The 22,807-nt window shown below is 71.1% G+C and carries 20 protein-coding genes; 6 read left to right on the top strand and 14 right to left on the bottom strand.

Annotation, left to right across the window (positions count from 1 at the left end; all coding sequences use genetic code 11):
- Window positions 1-17: 17 nt before the first annotated feature.
- On the bottom strand, window positions 18-986 hold the full coding sequence (gene speB / locus ACIBK4_RS32000; RefSeq protein ID WP_399000311.1) for an agmatinase: 969 nt from the start codon (window positions 984-986) through the stop codon (window positions 18-20).
- A gap of 73 nt (window positions 987-1,059) precedes the next feature.
- On the bottom strand, window positions 1,060-2,535 hold the full coding sequence (locus ACIBK4_RS31995) for a sodium:solute symporter (RefSeq protein WP_399000309.1): 1,476 nt from the start codon (window positions 2,533-2,535) through the stop codon (window positions 1,060-1,062).
- 160 nt (window positions 2,536-2,695) lie between these two features.
- Between ACIBK4_RS31995 and ACIBK4_RS31990 the strand changes: the two genes are divergently transcribed.
- Together ACIBK4_RS31990 and ACIBK4_RS31985 are read left to right on the top strand one after the other, a co-directional pair.
- Window positions 2,696-4,342, top strand: a complete 1,647-nt coding sequence (locus tag ACIBK4_RS31990; protein WP_399000307.1) for a PucR family transcriptional regulator ligand-binding domain-containing protein — start codon at window positions 2,696-2,698, stop codon at window positions 4,340-4,342.
- Window positions 4,343-4,432: 90 nt separating this feature from the next.
- Window positions 4,433-5,224, top strand: a complete 792-nt coding sequence (locus tag ACIBK4_RS31985; RefSeq protein ID WP_399000305.1) for a phosphatase — start codon at window positions 4,433-4,435, stop codon at window positions 5,222-5,224.
- Between the two features lie 57 nt (window positions 5,225-5,281).
- On the opposite strand, the gene ACIBK4_RS31980 is transcribed toward ACIBK4_RS31985, so the two are convergent.
- The 4 genes from ACIBK4_RS31980 to ACIBK4_RS31965 all read right to left on the bottom strand — a co-directional run bounded on the left by ACIBK4_RS31980 (window position 5,282) and on the right by ACIBK4_RS31965 (window position 9,495).
- On the bottom strand, window positions 5,282-6,253 hold the full coding sequence (locus ACIBK4_RS31980) for a cation diffusion facilitator family transporter (protein WP_399000303.1): 972 nt from the start codon (window positions 6,251-6,253) through the stop codon (window positions 5,282-5,284).
- Between the two features lie 4 nt (window positions 6,254-6,257).
- Window positions 6,258-7,130 carry an acyl-CoA thioesterase gene (locus ACIBK4_RS31975; RefSeq protein WP_399000301.1) on the bottom strand — a complete coding sequence of 291 codons (873 nt, stop codon included), beginning with the start codon at window positions 7,128-7,130 and terminating at the stop codon, window positions 6,258-6,260.
- A gap of 107 nt (window positions 7,131-7,237) precedes the next feature.
- On the bottom strand, window positions 7,238-8,395 hold the full coding sequence (locus tag ACIBK4_RS31970) for an acyl-CoA dehydrogenase family protein (RefSeq protein ID WP_399000299.1): 1,158 nt from the start codon (window positions 8,393-8,395) through the stop codon (window positions 7,238-7,240).
- A gap of 497 nt (window positions 8,396-8,892) precedes the next feature.
- Window positions 8,893-9,495 (bottom strand): TetR/AcrR family transcriptional regulator, encoded by a 603-nt coding sequence (locus tag ACIBK4_RS31965; RefSeq protein WP_399000297.1) that lies wholly within the window; start codon window positions 9,493-9,495, stop codon window positions 8,893-8,895.
- Between the two features lie 106 nt (window positions 9,496-9,601).
- On the opposite strand from ACIBK4_RS31965, the gene ACIBK4_RS31960 reads away from it, so the two are divergent.
- From ACIBK4_RS31960 to ACIBK4_RS31945, 4 genes are all read left to right on the top strand, one after another.
- Window positions 9,602-11,218 carry a carboxyl transferase domain-containing protein gene (locus ACIBK4_RS31960; protein ID WP_399000295.1) on the top strand — a complete coding sequence of 539 codons (1,617 nt, stop codon included), beginning with the start codon at window positions 9,602-9,604 and terminating at the stop codon, window positions 11,216-11,218.
- 62 nt (window positions 11,219-11,280) lie between these two features.
- Window positions 11,281-13,194, top strand: coding sequence for an acetyl/propionyl/methylcrotonyl-CoA carboxylase subunit alpha (locus ACIBK4_RS31955; RefSeq protein ID WP_399000775.1), 1,914 nt, complete (start codon window positions 11,281-11,283; stop codon window positions 13,192-13,194).
- 53 nt (window positions 13,195-13,247) lie between these two features.
- A complete protein-coding gene (locus ACIBK4_RS31950; protein ID WP_399000773.1) occupies window positions 13,248-14,186 on the top strand; it encodes a hydroxymethylglutaryl-CoA lyase in 939 nt (312 codons plus the stop codon).
- 5 nt (window positions 14,187-14,191) lie between these two features.
- Window positions 14,192-15,352, top strand: a complete 1,161-nt coding sequence (locus ACIBK4_RS31945) for an acyl-CoA dehydrogenase family protein (RefSeq protein ID WP_366432576.1) — start codon at window positions 14,192-14,194, stop codon at window positions 15,350-15,352.
- Window positions 15,353-15,359: 7 nt separating this feature from the next.
- Here the strand turns inward: ACIBK4_RS31945 and ACIBK4_RS31940 are convergent, their stop codons facing one another.
- The 8 genes from ACIBK4_RS31940 to ACIBK4_RS31905 all read right to left on the bottom strand — a co-directional run bounded on the left by ACIBK4_RS31940 (window position 15,360) and on the right by ACIBK4_RS31905 (window position 22,730).
- Window positions 15,360-15,989 (bottom strand): biliverdin-producing heme oxygenase, encoded by a 630-nt coding sequence (locus ACIBK4_RS31940; protein ID WP_399000292.1) that lies wholly within the window; start codon window positions 15,987-15,989, stop codon window positions 15,360-15,362.
- On the bottom strand, window positions 15,986-17,107 hold the full coding sequence (locus ACIBK4_RS31935; RefSeq protein WP_399000290.1) for a polyprenyl synthetase family protein: 1,122 nt from the start codon (window positions 17,105-17,107) through the stop codon (window positions 15,986-15,988). Before ACIBK4_RS31935 ends, ACIBK4_RS31940 begins: the two co-directional genes overlap by 4 nt.
- A gap of 121 nt (window positions 17,108-17,228) precedes the next feature.
- Entirely contained in the window at window positions 17,229-17,477 is a 249-nt protein-coding gene (locus tag ACIBK4_RS31930) for a helix-turn-helix domain-containing protein (protein WP_399000288.1), read from the bottom strand.
- A gap of 163 nt (window positions 17,478-17,640) precedes the next feature.
- Complete coding sequence (locus tag ACIBK4_RS31925; RefSeq protein WP_399000286.1) at window positions 17,641-18,888, bottom strand: ABC transporter permease; 1,248 nt, start codon at window positions 18,886-18,888, stop codon at window positions 17,641-17,643.
- A gap of 9 nt (window positions 18,889-18,897) precedes the next feature.
- The gene (locus ACIBK4_RS31920; protein WP_399000284.1) at window positions 18,898-19,638 is read right to left on the bottom strand and encodes an ABC transporter ATP-binding protein; all 741 of its coding nucleotides are present in this window, start codon (window positions 19,636-19,638) and stop codon (window positions 18,898-18,900) included.
- The gene (locus ACIBK4_RS31915; RefSeq protein WP_399000282.1) at window positions 19,635-21,347 is read right to left on the bottom strand and encodes a peptidoglycan-binding protein; all 1,713 of its coding nucleotides are present in this window, start codon (window positions 21,345-21,347) and stop codon (window positions 19,635-19,637) included. Before ACIBK4_RS31915 ends, ACIBK4_RS31920 begins: the two co-directional genes overlap by 4 nt.
- Before the next feature lie 13 nt (window positions 21,348-21,360).
- Window positions 21,361-22,281 (bottom strand): hypothetical protein, encoded by a 921-nt coding sequence (locus tag ACIBK4_RS31910; RefSeq protein ID WP_399000280.1) that lies wholly within the window; start codon window positions 22,279-22,281, stop codon window positions 21,361-21,363.
- Entirely contained in the window at window positions 22,275-22,730 is a 456-nt protein-coding gene (locus ACIBK4_RS31905; protein ID WP_399000278.1) for a hypothetical protein, read from the bottom strand. The genes ACIBK4_RS31910 and ACIBK4_RS31905 overlap by 7 nt, the downstream gene beginning before the upstream one ends.
- Between the last annotated feature and the right edge of the window lie 77 nt (window positions 22,731-22,807).

The raw sequence follows: 22,807 nt of genomic DNA, 5'->3' as shown, positions 1-22,807 counted from the left end.
CAATTACCTGCCCGGTGTTACGAGTTGCGCCCCTCCGCGATCTGCCGGGACATGATCGTGATCAGGTCGTACGCGGTGTGCGACGCGGCCACCGACGTGATCTCGGCGTGGTCGTACGCCGGTGCCACCTCGACGACGTCCGCCGACACCAGGTTGCAGGATGCCAGGCCGCGCAGGATCTCCAGAAGTTCGCGGGAGGTCAGGCCACCGGCCTCGGGCGTGCCGGTGCCGGGTGCGTGGGCCGGGTCGAGGCAGTCGATGTCGATGGAGATGTACAGGGGGCGGTCGCCGATGCGCTGGCGCAGCTGGTCGGCGACCTCGTCGGCGCCCCGGCGGTACACGTCCGCCGACGTGACGATGCCGAAGCCCATCTTCTCGTCGTCCTTGAGGTCCTGCTTGCCGTACAGCGGACCGCGGATACCGACGTGCGAGAGCGCCTCCGTGTCGAGGATGCCCTCCTCAACTGCCCTGCGGAACGGCGTCCCATGGGTGTACTCGGCCCCGAAGTACGTGTCCCAGGTGTCGAGATGGGCGTCGAAGTGCAGCAGCGCCACCGGGCCGTGCCTCTTCGCGACCGAGCGCAGCAGCGGGAGCGCGATCGTGTGGTCGCCACCCAGGGTCATCAACCGCGCGCCGGTGTCGAGGAGTTGGTCCGCCGCCTCCTCGATGGTCTCGACGGCCTCGTTGATGTTGAACGGGTTCGCCGCGATGTCCCCGGCGTCCGCGACCTGCGCCAGCGCGAAGGGGGAAGCGTCCTGCGCCGGGTTGTACGGCCGCAGGAGACGGGACGCCTCACGGATCGCGTTGCCGCCGAAGCGCGCACCCGGCCGGTACGAGACACCGGCGTCGAACGGCACCCCGACCACCGCCACGTCCGCGGTACCGACCTCGTCCAGCCGCGGCAGCCGGGCGTAGGTCGCGGGACCGGCGAACCGCGGGACGCGCGAGGAGTCGACGGGGCCGCGGGGCGTCTCGTTGCTGGTCATGGGCACTGCCTTCTTTCCTACGCTACGTCGCGTATGGGATTTTTCCTGCGGGTTTGTACGCCTGACTACGACTTTACTGGTGGGCGGCGACCGGCTCGGACGCGCGTTCGGGGGCACCCCGCCCCGCGAGCCGGTCCCGCCACGCGGCGAGTACGGCCGCGTCGGTCGCCGGCGTGGCGAGGGAGACGGCCACATAGGCGGCCAGGGACAGCAACAGGCCGTAGTACACAGGCTCGTTGGCGAGGATGCCGTAGGTCGCCATCAGGCCGACGACCGCCAGGCCGCCGACGATCACGGAGGCGAGCGCGCCCTGTGCGGTGCCGCGCTTCCACAACAGGCCGCCGAGGATCGGGACGAGGAGGCCGCCGACGAGGAGGTTGTAGGCGACGGTCAGCGCCTCTACGACGTTGTTCAGCGCGATCGCCGTGACGATCACCGCTACGCCCATGACGAGGATGAAGGCGCGGTTGCCCCGGACCTCGTCGTGCGCCTCGTCCTCCGCACCCTCCTCCCGTCGTACGGCGCCCCGCAGCCGCGACCAGATGTCGTTGTTGGCCACCGTGGCGCAGGCGATCAGCGCGCCCGACGACGTCGACATCACGGCGGCCAGGGCGGCGGCCAGCACCAACCCCCGTACGCCGACCGGGAGTTCGTCCTTGACGATGGTCGCGAAGGCGTCGTCCGGGCTGCCGAGGTTGGGGTAGAGGACCTTGGCCGCCGTGCCGATGACGGCGCCCGCGACGGCGTAGACGAGGCAGTAGGTGCCCGCGACCGTGCCGCCCCACTTGGCCGTCCTGTCGCTGCCCGCCGTGAACACGCGCTGCCAGATGTCCTGGCCGATGAGCATGCCGAACGTATAGATCAGGACGTAGGTGAAGATCGTCTCGCCGCCGATGCCCAGCGGGTCGAAGTACTCCGTGGGCAGCTTCGCCTTCATCTCGCCGAAGCCGCCCGCCTTGACGACCGCGATCGGCAGGAGAAGGAGCAACACTCCGATCGTCTTCACCACGAACTGCACCATGTCCGTCAGCGTGATCGACCACATGCCGCCCAGCGTCGAGTACGCGACGACGATCGAGCCGCCGAGGACGATCGCGAGGGTGCGGTTCATGTCGAAGAGGACGTCGAAGATCGTGGCGTAGGCGATCGTCGAGGTGACGGCCAGCATCAGGGTGTAGGCCCACATGACCACGCCGGAGATGATCCCCGCGCGGCCGCCGTACCTGAGATCGAGCATCTCCGACACCGTGTACACCTTGAGGCGGGCGATGCGGGCGGAGAAGAAGACGGAGAGGGCGAGCAGGCCGAGGCCGATGGTGAAGACCATCCAGGCGCCGGACAGGCCGTACTGGTAGCCGAGACCGACGCCGCCGATGGTGGACGCGCCGCCCAGAACGATCGCGGCCATGGTGCCGGAGTACATGACCGGGCCCAGGCGGCGGCCCGCGACCAGGAAGTCGCTCTTCGACTTGGCGCGGCGCATGCCCCACCAGCCCATGGCCAGCATGCCGGCCAGGTAGACGACGATCACGGTGTAGTCGACGGCCATACGGGGCCTCCTTCGCGCGCTCTAGGGGTCGTCCCCGGGGTCTAGGGGTTCCCGGTGTCTCGGGGGGCTTGCTTCGCGACTGACCCTAGGTGGCCGGAAAGCGGCTGCGAAGTGTACGTTTCATCCATCCGAGCCCGAGGCGATGGAGGAAACGTCCACCATGCCGGACCTCACGGTTCCGTCCGCACCGCCCACCCCACCCGTGCTCCTCTCCGCCCTCCTGGCCCGCGAGGACCTGGGGCTGCGGCAGATCGCCGGGCCGTCCGACCCCGACGTCGCGATCCACTGGGCGCACACGTCGGAGATGCCGGACCCCTATCCGTACCTGCTGGGCGGCGAGCTGCTGCTGACGGCGGGCGTCCACATCAGCGACGCGGCCGGCTCGGGCACGTACTTCGACGACTACGTCGCCCGGATCGTCGAGGCGGGCGGCGTGGCCCTCGGCTTCGGCGTCGCACCGGTCCACGACACCGTGCCGCGCGCCCTGGTCGCGGCCTGCGACCACTACGACCTCCCCCTACTGGAAGTCCCCCCGCCCACCCCCTTCTCCCGCGTCGCCCGAGCGGTCTGGCAACTGATGGCCCAGGCCCGCCTCGCCGAACTCCGCCGCGTCACCGAGGCCCAGCAGAGCCTGGCGGCAGCGGCCTCCCGCCCCGATCCGCTCCCTTCGGTCCTACGACAGCTCGCCCAGCGGGTCAGCGGCCGCGCGGTGCTGTACGGGCCGGACGGGACGGAGATCGCCGGAGCGGGGCGGGGAGTTGGGGCAGCTGAAGCGACGGGGGCGGAGTCGGGACGCAGGGCGGGCTCGACGGGGGCGGGAGACGCGGAGGCGAGCGCCGGGGAGGTGCGGGAGGCGTTGGCGAAGCTGGCGCGGGTGGTCCGGCCCCCTGCCGCTCCCGCCTCATCCCCTACGTCCCCTACCTCCGCCCCTGTCTCCACTTCCACCTCCACCCCCGCCGACCCCACACCCCCGAACCGCCCCGCCCCCACCTCCGCCACCGACACCGTCCTCGGCATCCACCTCGCGGCCTACGCCCTCGGTACCGGTCAGGGTTTCGTCCTAGGGGTCGCCGCCCCGCAGCGCGCCCCCGGCGACCACACGATCGCCTCCGTCGCCGCCGTGCTCCTCTCTCTCCTCACCGGCGAACACCAGAGCCGCACGGGAGCGGACCGTTCGTCGGCGCTCGTACGGCTGCTGCTGGGCGCCCCGCCGGAGGACGTCGCGTCGCTGCTCGGCGGGGACCGGTGGGTCGTCGTACACGCAGCGCCCGACGCCGGAGCCAACCGTGCCCCCGACCCCGTCGCCGCCTCCGCGCTCGGCGCCGCCCTCGGTTCCGCGCTGATCGACCTGGCGCCGGACGTCGTACGGGTACTGGTCCCCGGTGATCGCGAACCCGCCCCGCAACCCGGCTGGACCCTGGGGGTCAGCGCCCCCGTCGCTCCGGAGGACTGGTCCGCCGCCGACACCCAGGCGACCCGTGCCCTGGCCCGTGCCCGTGCTACCCGTACCCCTCTGGTACGACACGGCTCCGCCGGCCGTGCCGGGCTCGACGCACTCGTACCGCACGACGAGGCCGAGGCGCACGCCCGTACTCTGCTGGCCCCGCTCGGCGCGCACCCCGCGCTCACCGAGACCCTGCGCACCTGGCTTTCGCTGCACGGGAGTTGGGACCGTACGGCGGTCGCGCTGGCCGTGCACCGGAACACCGTGCGGCAGCGGATCGCGCGGTGCGCGGCGCTGCTGGAGACGGACCTGGACGATCCGGACGTACGGATGGAGTTGTGGTTCGGGCTGCGTCATCTGTGAGCGAGCCACCCGGGTCGTCGGCGAGTGATCCACATCCCAGCGTTCGGGACGTCGGGCACGCGCACATCTCTCTGCTCCACAATGGGGACCATGCCGATACCCGGGACCCCCAGCCGCGCCGAGCTTGTCGACCACCTTGTGAAGACCCGTATCGCGGGCGATGTGGCCACGCCCCGCGAGAACAACCTCTCCCACTACCGCAAGCTCGCGAACGGCGACCGCCACTACTGGCTCGGCCTGGAGCTCGGCAACCGTTGGACGGACGAGCAGGACGTGCTCGCGGTGATGGCGGAGCGGGTCGGTGTGAACGACGATCCCGAGTACCGCTACGGCCAGGACACCATCGACCCGGAGCTGACGGTCGAGGGTCTCGACCGGCTGGCGGCGCGGTTGCGCAAGGCCGCCGCCGGGGAGCAGCGGGTGCTCTTCGCGACCGGTCACCCGGGCGGTCTGCTGGATGTGCACAGGGCCACGGCCGCCGCCCTGCGCACGGCCGGCTGCGAGATCGTGGTGATCCCGGAGGGGCTGCAGACGGAGGAGGGGTACGTCATGCAGTTCGCGGACGTGGCCGTCCTGGAGCACGGCGCGACGCTGTGGCACACGCACTCCGGTGAGCCGATGAAGGCGATCCTCACCGCCCTGGAGCGCGAGGGCCGCCCGCTGCCCGACCTGGTCGTCGCCGACCACGGCTGGGCGGGTTACGCGGGCCGGCACGGCGTCGACTCCGTCGGGTACGCCGACTGCAACGACCCGGCGCTCTTCCTCGCCGAGTCGGAGGGGACCGTCCAGGTCGCGGTCCCGCTCGACGACCACGTCGTCAGTCCCCGGCACTACGACCCGATGACCGCGTATCTGCTCGCGGAGGCCGGGCTGTCGTCCTGAGCGTCCGACTCGGCCGGGCTCCTGGCTCGACGACCTCGAATCGGCCCAACTCCCTTGTCAGGGCCAGGGATTGAGCCCTTCGGCCCGGCGCTGCGCGTACCCCGGTGTCGGGTCCAGATAGACCCGGTTCACCGACGGGAACGCCTCCCGCAGCCGCTGCTCGGCCTGTTCGCAGGCCCATTCGATCTGCGCGGCCGTCGACACGTCCCGGAAGTCGACCTTCGCGGCGACGAGTGCCTCGCGCGGGCCCTGCACGAGAGTCGTCAACTCCAGTACGGCTTCGATGTGTTCGACCCCGAGCAGCTCCTCGCGGATACGGTCGCGCATCGCCTTGGGGAGGGGGCGGCCGATGAGGAGTTCGGCGTTGGAGCGGCCCAGCACCCAGGCGACGTAGAGCAGCAGGGCGCCGATGCAGAGCGAGGCGAGGCCGTCCCAGACGCCGGAGCCCGTGAGCTGGCCGCCGAGGAGGCCGCCGGCCGCGAGGACCAGGCCGACGAGGGCGGCGGAGTCCTCAAGTACTACGGCCTTCACGGCGGTGTCGGGGGTGTAGCGGAGGTAGCGCTTGAAGCCGGCGTCGAAGCGGGCCGCCTCGCCGCGCGCCTGGCGTACGCCCGTCCGCAGGGAGTAGCCCTCCAGGAGGAAGGCGACGCCGAGCACGATGTACGAGACGAGCGGGTTGCCGAGGTCCTCGCCGGCGACGAGGGTGTGGATGCCGTCGTAGATCGAGAAGACCGCGCCGCCGACGAAGGTGGCGACGGCGGCGAGCATCGCCCAGATGTAGCGCTCGGGGCCGTAGCCGAGGGGGTGTTCCTCGTCGGCGGGTTTCTCGCTGCGTTTGAGGGCGGTGAGAAGGAGGAGTTCGGTGACGGTGTCGGCGACGGAGTGCGCGGCCTCCGACAGCATCGCGCTGGAGCCGCTGATGACGCCGGCGACCGCCTTGGCGAGCGCGATGCCCAGGTTGGCGACGGCCGCGACGATCACGGTGACGGTGGACTCGCCGCCACCGTCACCCTCCTCTGTTTCTGTCATGTCCTCAGTGTTCCCGAGGAACCCGGACCACGCCCTCCTGAATGACGGAGATCGCCAAGTCGCCGTCCTGCGTGTAGATCCGGGCCTGCCCGAGCCCGCGCCCGCCGGACGCCGAGGGCGACTCCTGGTCGTAGAGCAGCCATTCGTCCGCACGGAACGGCCGGTGGAACCACATCGCGTGGTCGAGGGACGCGCCTACGACGTCTCCTACGGCCCAGCCGCCTCGGCCGTGCGCGAGGAGGATCGAGTCGAGGAGGGTCATGTCGGAGACGTACGTCGCGAGTACTACGTGGAGGAGCGGGTCGTCGGCGAGTTTGCCGTTGGTGCGGAACCAGACCTGGGAGTGCGGTTCGCGCGGGGTGCCGAACCGGCCGTACGGCGGCTCGTCCACGTAGCGCAGGTCGATCGCCTCGCGGGCTTCGAGGAACTTCTCGACGACCTCGGGGGCGAGGTGGTCGTAGCCGCTGAGCCGTTCCGCTGAGGTGGGGAGGGTGACCGGGTCGGGGGCGGCCGGCATGGGGGTCTGGTGCTCGAAGCCGTCCTCGTGTTTCTGGAAGGACGCGGACAGGGCGAAGATCGGCTGTCCGTGCTGGACGGCGACGGTGCGGCGGGCGCTGAAGGAGCGGCCGTCGTTCATGCGCTCGACGGTGTAGACGATGGGGGCGCCGGGGTCGCCGGGGCGCAGGAAGTACGCGTGCAGGGAGTGGGCGAGGCGGTCCTCGGGGACCGTGCGCCCGGCGGCGACGAGGGCCTGGGCCGCCACCTGTCCGCCGAAGACGCGGGGGACGACGGCGGCCTGGGACCGGCCGCGGAAGATGTTCTCCTCGATCTGCTCAAGGTCGAGCAGATCGAGGAGGGACTGAAGTGCCTGACTCATGGAGTCTTTTCTACTGGCCAGTAATTTCCGGGACCTTACGGGTCCGTGTCCTGGGGCCTGCCGAGGCCCTTGACCTGGATCCCGCTCGTCCGTGACCTGGAGCCTGCTTACAGGCCCATGTCCTTCGCGATGATCGTCTTCATGATCTCGCTGGTGCCGCCGTAGATGCGGTTGACGCGGTTGTCCGCGTACAGGCGGGCGATCGGGTACTCGTTCATGAAGCCGTAGCCGCCGTGCAGCTGGAGGCAGCGGTCGATCACGCGGTGCGCGACCTCGGTGGTGAACAGCTTCGCGCTGGCCGCCTCGGCGGGGGTCAGCTCACCGGCGTCCAGGGCCTCCGTCGCGCGGTCCACGACGGCCTCGGCCGCGTCCACCTCGGCCTGGCAGGCGGCCAGTTCGAACTTGGTGTTCTGGAACGCGGCGACGGGCTGGCCGAAGACGATCCGGTCCTGCACGTACTGCTTCGCGAAGCGGACGGCGGCCTTGGCCTGCGCGTACGCGCCGAACGCGATGCCCCAGCGCTCGGAGGCGAGGTTGTGGCCGAGGTAGTAGAAGCCCTTGTTCTCCTCGCCGAGGAGGTCCTCGACCGGGACCTTCACGTCGACGAACGCCAGCTCGGCGGTGTCGGAGGTCTTCAGGCCGAGCTTGTCGAGCTTGCGGCCGACCGAGTAGCCCTCGGCCTTGGTGTCCACCACGAAGAGGGAGATGCCGTGGCGGCGGTCCTCCTTGGTGGACGGGGCGGTGCGGGCGCAGACGATCATACGGTCGGCGTGCACACCGCCGGTGATGAAGGTCTTGGCGCCGTTGAGGACGTAGTGCGTGCCGTCCTCGGAGAGCTTGGCGGTGGTCTTCATGCCCGCGAGGTCGGAGCCGGTGCCCGGCTCGGTCATCGCGATGGCCCACATCTCCTCGCCGGAGACGAACTTCGGCAGGTACTTCTTCTTCTGCTCGTCGTTGGCGAGCAGCTTGATGTACGGCAGGCCGAGCAGCACGTGAACGCCGGAGCCGCCGAAGGACACGCCCGCGCGGGCGGTCTCCTCGTAGAGGACGGCCTCGAACTTGTACGAGTCGATGCCCGCGCCGCCGTACTCCTCGTCCACGCGGATGCCGAAGACGCCGAGCTCGGCGAGCTTGTAGTAGAACTCGCGCGGCGCCTGGCCGGCGGCGAACCACTCGTCGTAGACGGGGACGACCTCGGCCTCGATGAAGGCCCGCAGGGTCTCCCGGAACGCCTCGTGGTCCTCGTTGAACACAGTACGGCGCACCGCCGCCACCTCCGCATGGATACCTGACGCATGTCTAAGCGCTTGCTCAGAACATCACGGTACCGGCGAGTAGGGGGAGCGTCCAGCGGAACCAGCACGTAACGCTCGTCACGCCGTGTCTCGCTCACCGACCTGCTTGCCCACCCACCCGCCCGACTCGGTAGGCCAAGCTGTCCCGACACGGGGCTCCGCCCCGGACCCCGGAGGTGGCTTGCCCGTGCCCGCGTCGCCAGCCGCGCCTGCGTCCGCCGACCGCAGCCGATCCGCGGCTTGCCCGGTCTTTGCCCGAAGGGTTTCCGGTCTCCGGCCCTCGGCCCTTGGCCACCGGTTTTCGGCTTCGCGCCTTCGGCTTCCGGTCTCCGGCCCTCAGCCCTTGACCTCCGGTTTTCGGCTTCGCGCCTCCAGCCTCCAGCCTTCGGCTTGCGGCTTGCGGCTCCCCTCTCTCGTTCGTCGGCCTTCGGTTCGCGGGTCCCGGCCCCGGCCCGGATCCGCTGCCGTCACCCCGCCGACGCCGCCGCCCCGAACGCCCCCCTCGCCATCCGGTGCAGCAACTCTGCCGTCGCCCCCCGCCCGGGCAACGACCCCGCCCGCCCCAGGTGCGGGGTCGAGTTCAGCAGGCCGAACACCGAGTGCACCGCCGACCGTGCGCTGGGTTCGGTCAGGTCCGGGTATACCTCCCGGACTACCTCCACCCACAACTCCACGTACTGGCGCTGGAGTTGGCGCACCAACTTGCGGTCGGTGTCGCGGAGGCGGTCCAGTTCGCGGTCGTGGAGGGTGATCAGGGGGCGGTCGTCCAGGGCGAAGTCGATGTGGCCCTCGATGAGGGAGTCGAGGAGGAGTTCCGAGGAGGTCACACCCTCCGCCTCCGCCAGGCGGCGCTTCGCGCCCGTGAGGAGCTGGCCGCTGATGCCGACCAGGAGCTCGGCGAGCATCGCGTCCTTGCCCGGGAAGTGGCGGTACAGGCCGGGGCCGCTGATGCCGACCGCCGCGCCTATCTCGTCGACCCCGACGCCGTGGAAACCCCGCTCGGCGAAGAGCCGCGCGGCCTCCTTGAGGATCTGCTCGCGGCGGGTGGGGGCGTCGGTTCTCGTGGTCATGGGAGCAATTCTAGACAGGGAGGTTAGCGGTCGTTAACCTGAAGGAAATGGTTAACGCTCATTAACGGTCGAGAGCAGCCGATCGCTGTGCGAGGGGACCCACAGAATGCAAGAGGCACCGGAGCTGACCAGCGCGGCGGACCCCGCGTCGGAGGCGTGGCGGGCCAACGAGGCGGCGCACCGCGCGCTGGGCGAGGAGCTGCGCACCAAGCTGGCCGCGGCCCGGCTCGGCGGGGGTGAGCGGGCCCGGGAACGGCACACCGCGCGCGGCAAGCTGCTCCCCCGTGACCGCGTGGACACGCTGCTCGACCCCGGCTCGCCCTTCCTGGAGCTGGCCCCGCTGGCCGCCGACGGGATGTACGACGGCGCCGCCCCGGCCGCCGGTGTCATCGCCGGCATCGGGCGGGTGAGCGGGCGCGAGTGCGTGATCGTCGCCAACGACGCCACGGTCAAGGGCGGGACCTACTACCCGATGACCGTGAAGAAGCATCTGCGCGCCCAGGAGATCGCCCTCGAGAATCGTCTTCCCTGTATCTATCTCGTCGACTCCGGGGGCGCGTTTCTGCCCATGCAGGACGAGGTGTTCCCGGACCGCGAGCACTTCGGGCGGATCTTCTACAACCAGGCCCGGATGTCGGGGGCCGGGATTCCGCAGATCGCGGCCGTGCTGGGGTCGTGTACCGCCGGGGGCGCCTACGTCCCTGCCATGAGCGACGAAGCCGTCATCGTCCGGAATCAAGGGACCATCTTCCTCGGCGGGCCTCCCCTCGTGAAGGCCGCCACCGGTGAAGTCGTCACCGCCGAGGAACTGGGCGGCGGCGACGTCCACGCACGCGTGTCAGGTGTCACCGACCACCTCGCGGAGGACGACGGGCACGCGTTGCGGATCGTCCGCACCATCGCTGCCACACTTCCCGCGCGCGGGCCGCTCCCCTGGGAGGTCACCGAGGCCGTCGAGCCCAAGGTCGACCCGTACGGGATCTACGGCGCCGTCCCCGTCGACTCCCGTACCCCCTACGACGTACGGGAGATCATCGCGCGCGTGGTCGACGGCTCGCGCTTCGCCGAGTTCAAGGCGGAGTTCGGGCAGACCCTCGTCACCGGCTTCGCCCGCATCCATGGTCACCCGGTCGGCATCGTCGCCAACAACGGCATCCTGTTCTCCGAATCCGCCCAGAAGGGCGCCCACTTCATCGAACTGTGCGACCAGCGCGGCATCCCCTTGGTGTTCCTCCAGAACATCTCGGGGTTCATGGTCGGCAAGGACTACGAAGCGGGCGGCATCGCCAAGCACGGCGCCAAGATGGTCACCGCCGTCGCCTGCGCGCGCGTGCCGAAGCTGACGGTGGTGGTCGGCGGCTCGTACGGCGCGGGCAACTACTCGATGTGCGGCCGGGCGTACTCCCCCCGCTTCCTGTGGATGTGGCCCGGCGCCAAGATCTCCGTCATGGGCGGCGAGCAGGCCGCGTCGGTCCTCGCGACCGTGAAGCGGGACCAGTTGGAGGCGCGCGGGGAGGAGTGGGCCGCCGAGGACGAGGACGCCTTCAAAGACCCCATCCGGCAGCAGTACGAGCGCCAGGGCAACGCCTACTACGCCACCGCCCGCCTCTGGGACGACGGGGTCATCGACCCGATGGAGACCCGCCAGGTGCTGGGTCTCGCCCTGACCGCCTGTGCCAACGCGCCCCTGGGAGACCCCCAGTTCGGCGTCTTCCGGATGTGATGAGGATGCCCGAGATGGTCGACAACACATTCGAGACGCCCGAGGTCCCCGAGACACCCGCGATGTTCGACACGGTCCTCGTCGCCAACCGGGGCGAGATCGCGGTCCGCGTCATCCGCACCCTGCGCTCGCTCGGCGTGCGCTCGGTGGCCGTCTTCTCCGACGCCGACGCGGACGCCCGGCACGTGCGCGAGGCCGACACGGCGGTACGGCTCGGTCCGGCGCCGGCCGCCGAGAGCTATCTGTCGGTGGAGCGGCTGCTGGAGGCGGCGGCCCGCTCCGGCGCGCAGGCCGTGCACCCGGGCTACGGCTTCCTCGCCGAGAACGCGGCCTTCGCGCGCGCGTGCGCCGACGCCGGGCTCGTCTTCATCGGTCCCCCGGCCGACGCGATCGCCCTCATGGGCGACAAGATCCGCGCCAAGGAGACCGTGGAGGCGGCCGGTGTCCCGGTCGTCCCCGGCGGGCGCGACCCCGAACTCGCCAAGGCAGCCCATGAGTTGGGTGCACCCGTACTCCTCAAACCCTCGGCCGGCGGTGGCGGCAAGGGCATGCGCCTCGTCCGCGACCTCACCCTCCTTGAGGAGGAGATCGCCGCCGCCCGCCGCGAGGCCCGCGCCTCCTTCGGCGACGACACCCTCCTGGTCGAGCGCTGGGTCGACCGCCCCCGCCACATCGAGATCCAGGTCCTGGCCGACGCCCACGGCAACGTCGTCCACCTCGGCGAACGCGAGTGCTCCTTGCAGCGCCGCCACCAGAAGGTCGTCGAGGAGGCCCCTAGCGTCCTCCTCGACTCCGGCACCCGCACGGCGATGGGCGAGGCTGCGGTCCAGGCCGCCCGCTCGTGCGGGTACGCGGGCGCGGGCACGGTCGAGTTCATCGTGCCAGGCAACGACCCGTCGTCGTACTACTTCATGGAGATGAACACCCGCCTCCAAGTGGAGCACCCGGTAACGGAGTTGGTGACCGGGCTCGACCTGGTGGAGTGGCAGCTGCGGGTGGCGGCGGGCGAGCGACTGCCTTTCGCGCAGGACGACATCACGCTCACCGGGCACGCCGTAGAGGCGCGCATCTGTGCGGAAGACCCCGCGCGCGGGTTCCTCCCCTCCGGCGGCACGGTGGTCCAACTCCACGAACCCCAGGGCGACGGCATCCGCACCGACTCCGGCCTCTCCGAAGGCACCGAGGTCGGCAGCCTCTACGACCCGATGCTCTCCAAGGTCATCGCCTACGGCCCCGACCGCGCGACCGCGCTCAGGAAACTCCGGGCCGCCCTCGCGGACACGGTCACCCTGGGCGTGCCGACCAACGCCGGTTTCCTACGGCGTCTGCTGGCCCATCCGGCGGTCGTGGCGGGCGAGTTGGACACCGGGCTCGTCGAGCGGGAGGCGGACTCCCTCATCCCGGACGGGGTCCCCCCGGAGGTGTACGAGGCGGCGGCCGCCGTACGGTTGGAGGCTCTCCGTCCGAAGAACGACGGGTGGACCGATCCCTTCTCCGTGCCGGACGGGTGGCGGCTGGGCGGTACGCCGAAGCCGGTCGGGTTCCATCTGAAGGTGGACGAGCCCGTGGAGTACGTCCCGCGCGGCAGCCACACCGTCACCGCCGATCAGGTCGCCGTCACGCTCGACGGGGTGCGGCACACCTTCCGCCGGGCCGGTGACTGGCTGGGCCGGGACGGGGACGCGTGGCAGGTACGGGACCACGATCCGGTGGCCGCCTCGCTGAGTGGGGCCGACCGGTCCGGAGCCGGTTCGCTGACCGCGCCGATGCCGGGGACGGTGACCGTGGTGAAGGTCGCCGTAGGGGATCAAGTGACCGCAGGGCAGAGCCTGTTGGTGGTGGAGGCCATGAAGATGGAGCACGTCGTCTCCGCGCCGCACGCCGGCACCGTCGCCGAACTCGATGTGACGCCGGGCGCGACGGTCGCCATGGACCAGGTGCTGGCGGTCGTCACCCCCGTGGAGGAGGACCAGTGACAACCGGAGCAGGGACAACCGGACCAGCCGCAACCGGACCAGCGGCACTCCCGATGGTCGTACCGGCCCCCGATCTGCCCGCCCGGGTGCGTATCCACGAGGTGGGGGCGCGGGACGGGCTGCAGAACGAGAAGGCGACCGTGCCCACGGAGGTGAAGGCCGAGTTCGTGCGGCGGTTGGCCGACGCGGGGCTGACCACGATCGAGGCGACCAGCTTCGTGCACCCCAAGTGGGTGCCCCAACTGGCCGACGCCGAGCAGTTGTTCCCGCTCGTGCGTGATCTGCCGGGCGTGCACCTGCCGGTCTTGGTGCCGAACGGCCGCGGGCTCGACCGGGCCCTGGACCTGAAGGCGACCCGTGTCGCCGTCTTCGCCAGCGCCACCGAGTCCTTCGCCAAGGCCAACCTCAACCGCACGGTCGACGAGTCGCTGGCCGTGTTCGCCCCGGTCGTGGCCCGCGCCAAGGACGAGGGCGCCCATGTGCGCGGCTATGTCTCCATGTGCTTCGGCGACCCCTGGGAGGGCGCGGTTCCCATCGCCCAAGTGGTGCGTGTCTGCCGGGAGTTGGTCGACATGGGCTGCGACGAGCTGAGCCTCGGCGACACGATCGGTGTGGCAACCCCCGGGCATGTGCTGGAACTTCTCGCCGCGCTCAACGAACAGCGCGTCCCCACCGACGTGTTGGGCGTGCACTTCCACGACACCTACGGCCAGGCCCTCTCCAACACCCTGGCCGCCCTCCAGCACGGCGTCACCACCGTGGACGCCTCCGCCGGCGGCCTCGGCGGCTGCCCGTTCGCCAAGTCCGCGACCGGCAACCTCGCCACCGAAGACCTCGTGTGGATGCTCCAGGGTCTCGGCATCGACACCGGAGTCGACCTCGCCCGTCTCACCGCCACCAGCGTGTGGATGGCCGAACAACTGGGCCGACCCAGCCCGTCCCGCACCGTCCGCGCCCTCGGTACAACAGCGCAGCCCCACAAGGAGCAGTGACCGCCATGGACCACCGTCTCTCCCCCGAGCTGGAAGAACTCCGCCGTACGGTCGAGGAGTTCGCGCACGATGTCGTCGCGCCGAAGATCGGCGACTTCTACGAGCGGCACGAGTTCCCGTACGAGATCGTCCGCGAGATGGGCCGCATGGGTCTGTTCGGGCTGCCGTTCCCCGAGGAGTACGGCGGGATGGGCGGCGACTATCTGGCCCTCGGCCTGGTCCTTGAGGAGCTGGCCCGGGTCGACTCCTCGGTCGCCATCACCCTGGAGGCGGGTGTCTCGCTGGGCGCGATGCCCATCCACCTCTTCGGCACCGACGCCCAGAAGGCCGAGTGGCTGCCCCGGCTGTGCTCCGGCGAGATCCTCGGCGCCTTCGGGCTGACCGAGCCGGACGGCGGCTCCGACGCGGGGGCGACCCGGACGACGGCCCGGCTGGACCCGGACACCGACGAGTGGGTGATCAACGGGTCGAAGTGCTTCATCACCAACTCCGGTACGGACATCACCGGTCTGGTGACGGTCACCGCGGTCACCGGCCGCAAGCCCGACGGCAAGCCGCTGATCTCCGCGATCATCGTGCCGTCCGGGACGCCCGGCTTCACGGTCGCGGCGCCGTACTCGAAGGTCGGCTGGAACGCCTCGGACACCCGTGAGCTGTCCTTCGCGGACGTGCGGGTCCCGGCGGCGAACCTGCTCGGTGAACTCGGCCGCGGCTACGCCCAGTTCCTGCGCATCCTGGACGAGGGCCGGATCGCCATCGCGGCGCTCGCGACCGGTCTCGCGCAGGGCTGTGTCGACGAGTCGGTGAAGTACGCCAAGGAACGGCACGCGTTCGGGCGGCCGATCGGCGCCAACCAGGCCATCCAGTTCAAGATCGCCGACATGGAGATGAAGGCCCACACCTCACGGCTGTCCTGGCGCGACGCGGCCTCCCGCCTGGTCGCCGGCGAGCCCTTCAAGAAGGAGGCGGCCCTCGCCAAGCTGTACTCCTCCACGATCGCCGTGGACAACGCGCGTGACGCCACCCAGGTGCACGGCGGCTACGGCTTCATGAACGAGTACCCGGTGGCCCGCATGTGGCGGGACTCCAAGATCCTGGAGATCGGCGAGGGCACCAGCGAGGTCCAACGGATGCTGATCGCCCGCGAGTTGGGCCTCGCGGGCTGAGAGCACGCTAGACCGCCGCCGGACTGTCCAGCCCCACCGACAACTCCCCCGAGATCAGGGCGACATGGCGGTAGGCCCGTTCGGCGGCGGCCACCACCCGTTCCTGTACGGCTGGTTCGCCGAGCGTGCGGTCGAGGCGCTCGGTGAAGGCCGCCCAGCGGGTGCGGTCGCCGCTGCCGTAGTACGCGGCTCCGTTCCCGTCCGTGAGCCGGTACGCCTCGGTGACGTACCGGTACAGGAACATCGCGCCGAGGGTGGAGCCCTCCAACACGTAGAGGATGCCTAGGAGTTCGCGGGGTTCCGTGGCGGCGGTGCGGTGTATCTCCTGGGCGAACTCCGCGGCGGCCGGGCCGGGTTCGGGGGCCGTGCCCCGGTTGGCGAAGTGGTGCAGGTCGCGTTCGACGAGGGGCAGCTTCACGAGGTCGGGTGACCACACCGAGGCGACGGACGGGCAGGTGACACGAGTGAGTTCGCCCTCCAGCGCCTCCAACACCACGCGGTAGGCGGCGAGTTGGCCGACGTAACGGTCCAGCGGGAGGGTGCCGGCGAGCATCGCGGTGGCGAACCCGGTGGTCTCCAGGGCCTGGTGACGGGCGCGGGTGCTGTTCCTCAGGCGTCCGCTCAGCCCGTCCGTCATACGCCGCTCCGCTGCCGGACCGTCGCGAGCAGACGGTCGATGAGGTGGCCCTTGCGTTCGATCGTCACGTCGAAGTAGGCGGCGCTGCGCTCGGAGCGGCACACGCCGTGCACGGCGTCCTTCGCGGCGCGCTTCAGGGCCACGGCCTCCTCGGCGAGCGCGAGGAGCGTGCCCTCCAGTTTCGGGTGACCGAGAACGTACGGTTTGAAGTCCTCGGCGGGCGGTACGTCGCCGTCCTCGTCGAGGAGTTCCAGGAAGACCCGGTTGCCCAGGCCGTCGAAGTCCTCGTGCGTGTTGGCGCCGCCGAGTTCGGGCACGAAGTCGGTCAGGTCGTTGAACAGCTGGCTGGCGAGGCCCAGTTGACGCATCGCGCCGTCCAGGGCGAGCCGGTCGTCCTCGACCACGCGCAGCCCCGCGACCGCCGCGTCGAGCGGCATCCAGAACAGGGTCCCGGTCTTCAGGGCGGCCGTGGACTCCCAGAAGTCGATCCGCGCGGCGCGCGGCGCGGCCAGCAACTCGGCCCGCGTGAGCGCCGTACGCGAGGACAGGTCGACGGCCTGTCCGGTGAAGCCGTTGCCGACCGCGCGCACCAGGCTGTCCACGACGGCGGGGTCGGCCGCGTGCCGGAGCGCGGACATGATCAGCCAGGCGCCGGTGTTGAGGGCGAGCGGGGTGCCGTGGGTGGCGTGCAGGGCGGCTTCGCCGTAGCGGACCTCGCTGCCGTCCTGGATGTCGTCGAGGGCGACCGCGGCCTTCAGCAGAATCCTTACGGCAACTGCCGTACGGCGGATCACCGCGAGGTCGGCGGTGTTCTCCAACTCCTCGGGGAATCCCCGGTAGTTGCGGTACGCCCAGTACACCATCGAGGGCCGCAGCGGGGCCCGGCCGCCGGGTGCCCCGGGTGTGGGCGACAGTGCCTGCTGGCCCACCTTCGAGCCGAGCGCGTCGGCGACCGGTTCGTACAGGGCGCGGCGCAGGGCCGTGTCGTAGACGGAGCCGGCCGCCTCCCGCGCGGGGGCGGTGAGCGTGTCGAGGAACTCGGCCAGGTCGTCCTCCAGCAGGGCCGCGTCGCTCCGTACGACCTCTTCCACGTCCGTCGCATCCATCGTGGTAGCCACTCCACCTCCGCAGGTCGCCGAACACCAGTGCGCCGAGCTTGCTAGGCACGAGCATGATCACAACGGAGGGGCGGGACAAGGTGGTTGAAAGCCAAAGTGCGACGACGCCGTCCGCTCGGGCTCAGGAGCCCGGCGTCCGCGCGGAGCGGGGTACGGGGCCGCCCAGCAGACCCAACTGCTGCGCTCTGGCGCCCAGGGCGACCCGTCCCACGACGTTCCAGCGGTCCATCACCCGTTGCACCCGCCGCTGCACCGTCCGGTGCCCGATGCCCAGTCGACGGCCGATGGCGGCATCGCCCAGACCCCGGTAGAGCAGGCGGATGATCACGATGTCCATGTGGTCGAGATCCGCCGCACGTTCCAGTGACACGACGCTCAAAGCAACCCCCCGGTTACGGAATCCCTTACAGCTCTTAGGCCACCCTAACCTTGCGGGTTTACCCATAGCCTCATCAATACTGAGTAAAAACTCCCCAAAGCACACACGTGCAAAGTGGCGGCATTACGCCAGACCTCGCGGCGGAAGGAACGCGTCACTGCCGTAGGGACTCCGCGGGTTCGACGCGTGATGCCCTGATCGCCGGGTAGAGGCCGGCCAGCAGGCCGGTGACGAGACCGACCGCCGGAGCCGCCGCCGCGGTCGCGGGATGGACGATGGGCGTCCACTCCCGTACGACCGCCACACCGACCACCGTGACCGTGCCGAGGGCAGTGCCCAGCAGCCCGCCGAGCGCGCCGAGGACCCCGGACTCGGCGAGGAACTGCGCGGCGACATGCCGGCCACGCGCCCCGAGCGCCCTGCGCAGTCCGATCTCCTGCCTGCGCTCCAGCACCGCCACCAGGGTGGTGTTGGCGATCCCGACGGTCCCGATGACCAGACAGAGCGCCGCGAGGAGCAGGAACAGCTGGTCGAGGTCGGATCCCACCGTCGAGCGCAGCTGCCCGGGGTCCGGCGGGGCGATGGTCCGGAAGTACTCCGGGTGGTCGGGGCGCAGGGCGAGCGCGGCCTCGTCGGCGATCTGGTGGGCCGCACCGAGCCGGGTGGAGATCAGCATCCGGGGCTCCGAGGCGGTCGCCGTCCCCCAGACCCGCTCCGCCGTCCACCTCGGCACGACGACGGAGAGCAGGAGATCGGCCTTTCTCCGCACATCGCCCACGATGCCCACCACGGTGAAGGCCTCCCCGCCGATGAAGACGGCGGGCGCGTTCTCCAGCGTGGTGATGCCGAGCCGGCCGGCCACCCCGGCACCGAGCACGGCCACCGGTGCGGCCGTCCGTTCGGCGAAGTCGTCGTACACGCGCCCCTCGACGAGGCTCGGAACCGCCGCCGCCAGAGCGCCCGGCGAGGCCGCCACGACCGTGGTGCGCGAGGTGGGGCCGGTGGCGTCCGACCTCGGCGAGGCGCTGACCATGACGTCGGCCGGCAGCCTGACGGTGAAGTACACGCCCGCGTGCTCGACGCCGTTCAGCCGCTCGATCCGCCGGTCGGCGTCCGCGGGGAAGGCGATGTCCACGAACTCGTCCCGCTGCCCTGCGTTGTCCTCCACCGTCACCTCGGTGGCGCTCAGTTCGCTGAAGCGGTTGTCGATCTGCGAGGACGCCGTGGCCGTCAGCCCGAGCACCGCGACGAAACTTCCGACACCGAGAACAGTGCCGACGGCGGTCAGCAGGGACCGCGCCGGGCGCTGCAGGATGCCCGCCGCTGCCTCCGCGCAGAGGTCGCGCAGCCGCAGCACGGAGGGCGGGACGCCGGTGCCGCGCGGTCCTTCGGGTCTGCTCATGCAGCCTCCTCACCCGGCCGCGGCCGGCGCGGGTTCGCTCAGGGCGCCGTCCCGGATGGTGATACGGCGCGTTCCACGGGCGGCGACGGCCGGATCGTGGGTGATCACCACGAGCGTCATGCCCCGGTCGTTGAGCTCGTCCAGCAGCGCCAGTACGGCGTCGGCCGTGGCGCTGTCGAGATTGCCGGTGGGCTCGTCGCACAGCAGCAGCGCCGGGCGCACCGCCAGGGCCCGCGCGATCGCCACCCGTTGCCGCTCGCCGCCGGAGAGCCGGCCGGGCAGGGCCGTAGGCCGATGGCCGAGGCCCACGGCGTCCAGCGCGTCCCGCGCCCGGTCGGTCCGCTCCCGGCGCGGGACACCGGCGTACACCATGCCCAACTCGACGTTCTCCAGGGCGCTTCGGTGGGGCATGAGGTGGAAGGACTGGAAGACGAAACCGATGCGCCGTCCCCGTACGGCGGCGCGTTCGGCGTCGGTGAGGCGGCCGACGTCGATGCCGTCGAGGAGATACCGGCCCTGCGTGGGTACGTCGAGCAGGCCGGCGATGTTGAGGAAGGTCGACTTCCCGGAGCCGGAGGGGCCGGACACGGTGACGAAGTCTCCCCGGCGCACCGTCAGGCTCGCGGGCCGCAGGGCCGTCACCGGCGGCGGACCGGGGTAAGTGCGGGCCACGGCACGGAAGTTCAGCACCGGCTCGTCGGTGACCGGCGGTTCCGGCAGCGGCCTCGCGCGGTGCGGGAGCCATCTCATCGCAGGCCGCCGGTGCCGCGCAGCCCGACGATCACCTGTTCCCCGGGGCGCAGCGCGGCCCGGGCGCCGACCGGGACAACGGCGACCTGGCCGTCGCCCTGGGTGTCGACCCGGACCTCGACCCGTCTGCGGCCGCCGTCGGCTTCGAGCACGGTGACGGAGGTCCGGCTGTCGGCCCCGGCGGACACGGCGGTGACCGGCACCACCAGGGCGCGGCCCTCGGTCGAGGCCGACTCGATGGTCAACCTCACGCCCTGCCCCGTCGTGCCGGCACCAAGTGCCTTGTCCGGCTTGACCGTCAGCCGGTAGGAGCCGGCCGGCGGCGGGTCCGCGCCCTCGGTGTCCGCCCCGTCCGCGGTCTTCCCCGACTCCGGTACGTCGGCCACCGAGGCCACCACCGCCCCGGTCTCCGCACCGCTGAGCTCCGCCAGGATCCGTACCGGCTGCCCGGTGTCGACCAACTGCCGCTGGTGCTCCTGCAGATAACCCTGGACGACCGGTTCACCGGCCGAGAGCCGGAGCACGGAGCCCGACACCCGCGCACCCACCGTCGCGGTGACCGAGTCGACGAAGGCCGGGAATCCCCGCACGAAGACCACCTCGTCCATGGGCAGCATCGGCCCCGACTCGGCCTGCGCCGCGGCGAGTTCGGTGCGCGCGGCGGCAAGATCCTGCACGGCCCGCTGCCGGGCGACACCGGCGTCGGTCGGCTGCTCCTCGGCGCCGGTCGACTGGTCCCCGGCACCGGTCGGCTGGTCCCCGGCGGCTGCCGCCCGGTCCCCGGCACCGGTCGACTGGTCCCCGGCGTCAGCCAACCGACCGTCGCTGTCCGCCGACTGGCCTCCACCGACCGACGAACCTCCGGCGTCAGCCAACTGCCCGCCGCCGTACGCCGATTGACCTCCACTGTTGGCCGACTGACTTCCACCGCTGGCCAACTGACCGCTGCCGCCCGCCGATTCGCTCCCACCACCGGCCAACTGACCGCTGCCACCCGCCGACTGACCTCCCCCGCCCGTCAACTGCCCGCCACCGTCCCCCGATTCGCCTCCGCCACCGACAAGCCCCTCCACGTCCTGCAAGGCGCGCTCCGCCGCCCGTACCGCCGCGCGCGCGGTGGCGAGCCGGTCCGTGGCGTCGGTCTCGGACTGTCGGGGGTCGTAGCCGATCGAGGCGTAGTGGCGGGCCAGTGCCGCCTTCGTGCCCTCGCCGAAGGCGTCCTTCGCGTCACCGCCCGTGTCGTGGCCGAGGCCGCGCAGGGCGGACTGCAACTGCGCCACGTCCCGGCCCTCGGCACCGGGCCTGAGGTCGCGGTACACGGGGATGGCGCCCGGCAGTACGAACACCGGGCGGCCCGAGACCTCCAGCACCACCTGGCCGTCGAGGACGCGCTGGCCCGCCTTCACCGGGACCCTGGTGACCACCGGGGCGCCCGCTCCGTCGCCGCCCGCGCTCTGCGGGGCCACCTCGACCGTCTGGCCGGCCCGCACCGTGCCCCGTAGGACGATCGTGTCCTTGAGCACCCGGTGTTCCACCGGAGCGGTGAGGACGTCCGGTTCGGGTGGCGCGGTCTCCGCCGCGGCCTGGGCCGGCGAGCGGATCAGCTGGGCGGCGGCGACCCCCGCGCCGATGAGCAGCACCGAGAGTGCCACCGTCGCCACCAGCCACCGCCGGTGCCGGGCGGGTCCGGCCGTCGTACCGTCGTTCATCCCCGCCAACTCCTCAGGATCCGGACCCTGTTGTGCGGGCCGCGGCCTTCAGTGCCGCTTCGAGCGCCTGACCCGCCTTCTTGAGTTCCTGTATGTGCCGCTCCGCCAGCCGCCGTTGCAGCCCGGCCTCCTCGTCGAACCAGACCTCGGCCACCTTCGACTTCTCCCGGCACGCCAAGTCCGCGAGGGCGGTGGCCACTTCTTCGGGGTCGGCGGTGGAGGCGGCGAACCTCGGGTCGTTCGGGGCGTCCATCGGCTCGTCGTAGGTGTAGCCGCTGTCGGCCATGCACGCCGACCAGGACCGGAAGACGCTGCGCACGCGCTCGCTCCGCTGCGCCTTCGCGTACGCCTCGTTGCTCAGGTCCATGGCGAGGGTGGAGGCGGGGTCCAGGGAGCCGTGGACGCGGCGGTACGCCTCCCCGCCGCAGCCGCCCTCGGGAAAGCTCCCGCCGGTGGCCGAGCCGTCCCGCTGTCCGGTCATGGCGGCCTCCTCCTCGGGGCCGAGCTCGGACGCCTCCAGCAGCCGCCGGGTCTCCTCCTGGTAGGCGGTCATGTCGCCGGCGGGCTTGTATCCGTAGGTCGCGGCGACGTTCCGGTCGTGGATGCCGTAGCGGAGGTCGGTGAGGGTGTCCGGGCCCATGTCCGGCAGGGGTTCGGCCGGCCGGTAGTCGAAGCCGAATCGCTTCATGCACACGGACTTCGCCTGCTCCAGGGCGTCGAAGAGGAGGTCCTCCTGCTCCGGGTCCGGCAGATACGCCTGGAGCGGGAGCACCCAGGTGGCCGGGTTCGCGGGGGCGGCGGCCCCGGTTCTCCCCGCGGGCGCGCTCTCCCGTTCGTCCTGTCCGCAGCCTGCCAGCAGCGGCAGGGCCACCGCGAGGGCCAGGACGGGGCGCGGCCACGCGGCCGCGCCCCGGGCCAGGATCGTTCTCAGCACCACTGGAACGAGGCGTTCTCGTTGTACGTGTTCACCAGGTTCTTGCTCACCGGCGTCGGAACGGCCGGCTGCAGGGAGTCCATCGCCCCGTTGTACCAACTGCTGAAATACACGCAAGCGCCGTAGGACGTATGGCTGTTGCGCGCGGAGGCGGCATTGTTCTTGATGTCCTGGCCGGCTCCGGCGCCGGTTCCCGCACAGTATTTGAGGGAGTAGTTTCCGCCGGCGGTGAGGGGCACGGATCCGAAGTTGCCGACCGCGTATCTGATGTCCCGGTACGCCCCCGCGGTACCGGAGTTGTAATACAGCCTGAACCGGAAACTGCTGTTTCCCTGACAGGCCCCCTGGATGTTCTCGTCGTCGAACCCGTCGGCCTGTGCCGGGGCGCCCGTGAACAGCAGGAATCCGGCGGCGACCGATGCGGTCAGGGCCGCGGTGAAGGCGCGCATATCTCTCTCCTCCGGTTATGGCGGGATTGGATCCTGACATCGGAAGAAAGCGCTGCCAATGCTTCTGGCGGCATTGC

Origin of the sequence: Streptomyces sp. NPDC050528 (assembly GCF_044457795.1) — a bacterium.
Taxonomy (GTDB): Bacteria; Actinomycetota; Actinomycetes; order Streptomycetales; family Streptomycetaceae; genus Streptomyces.
The sequence above is the reverse complement of the archived record's forward strand: the minus strand, read 5'-3'. Positions and strand labels throughout refer to the sequence as shown.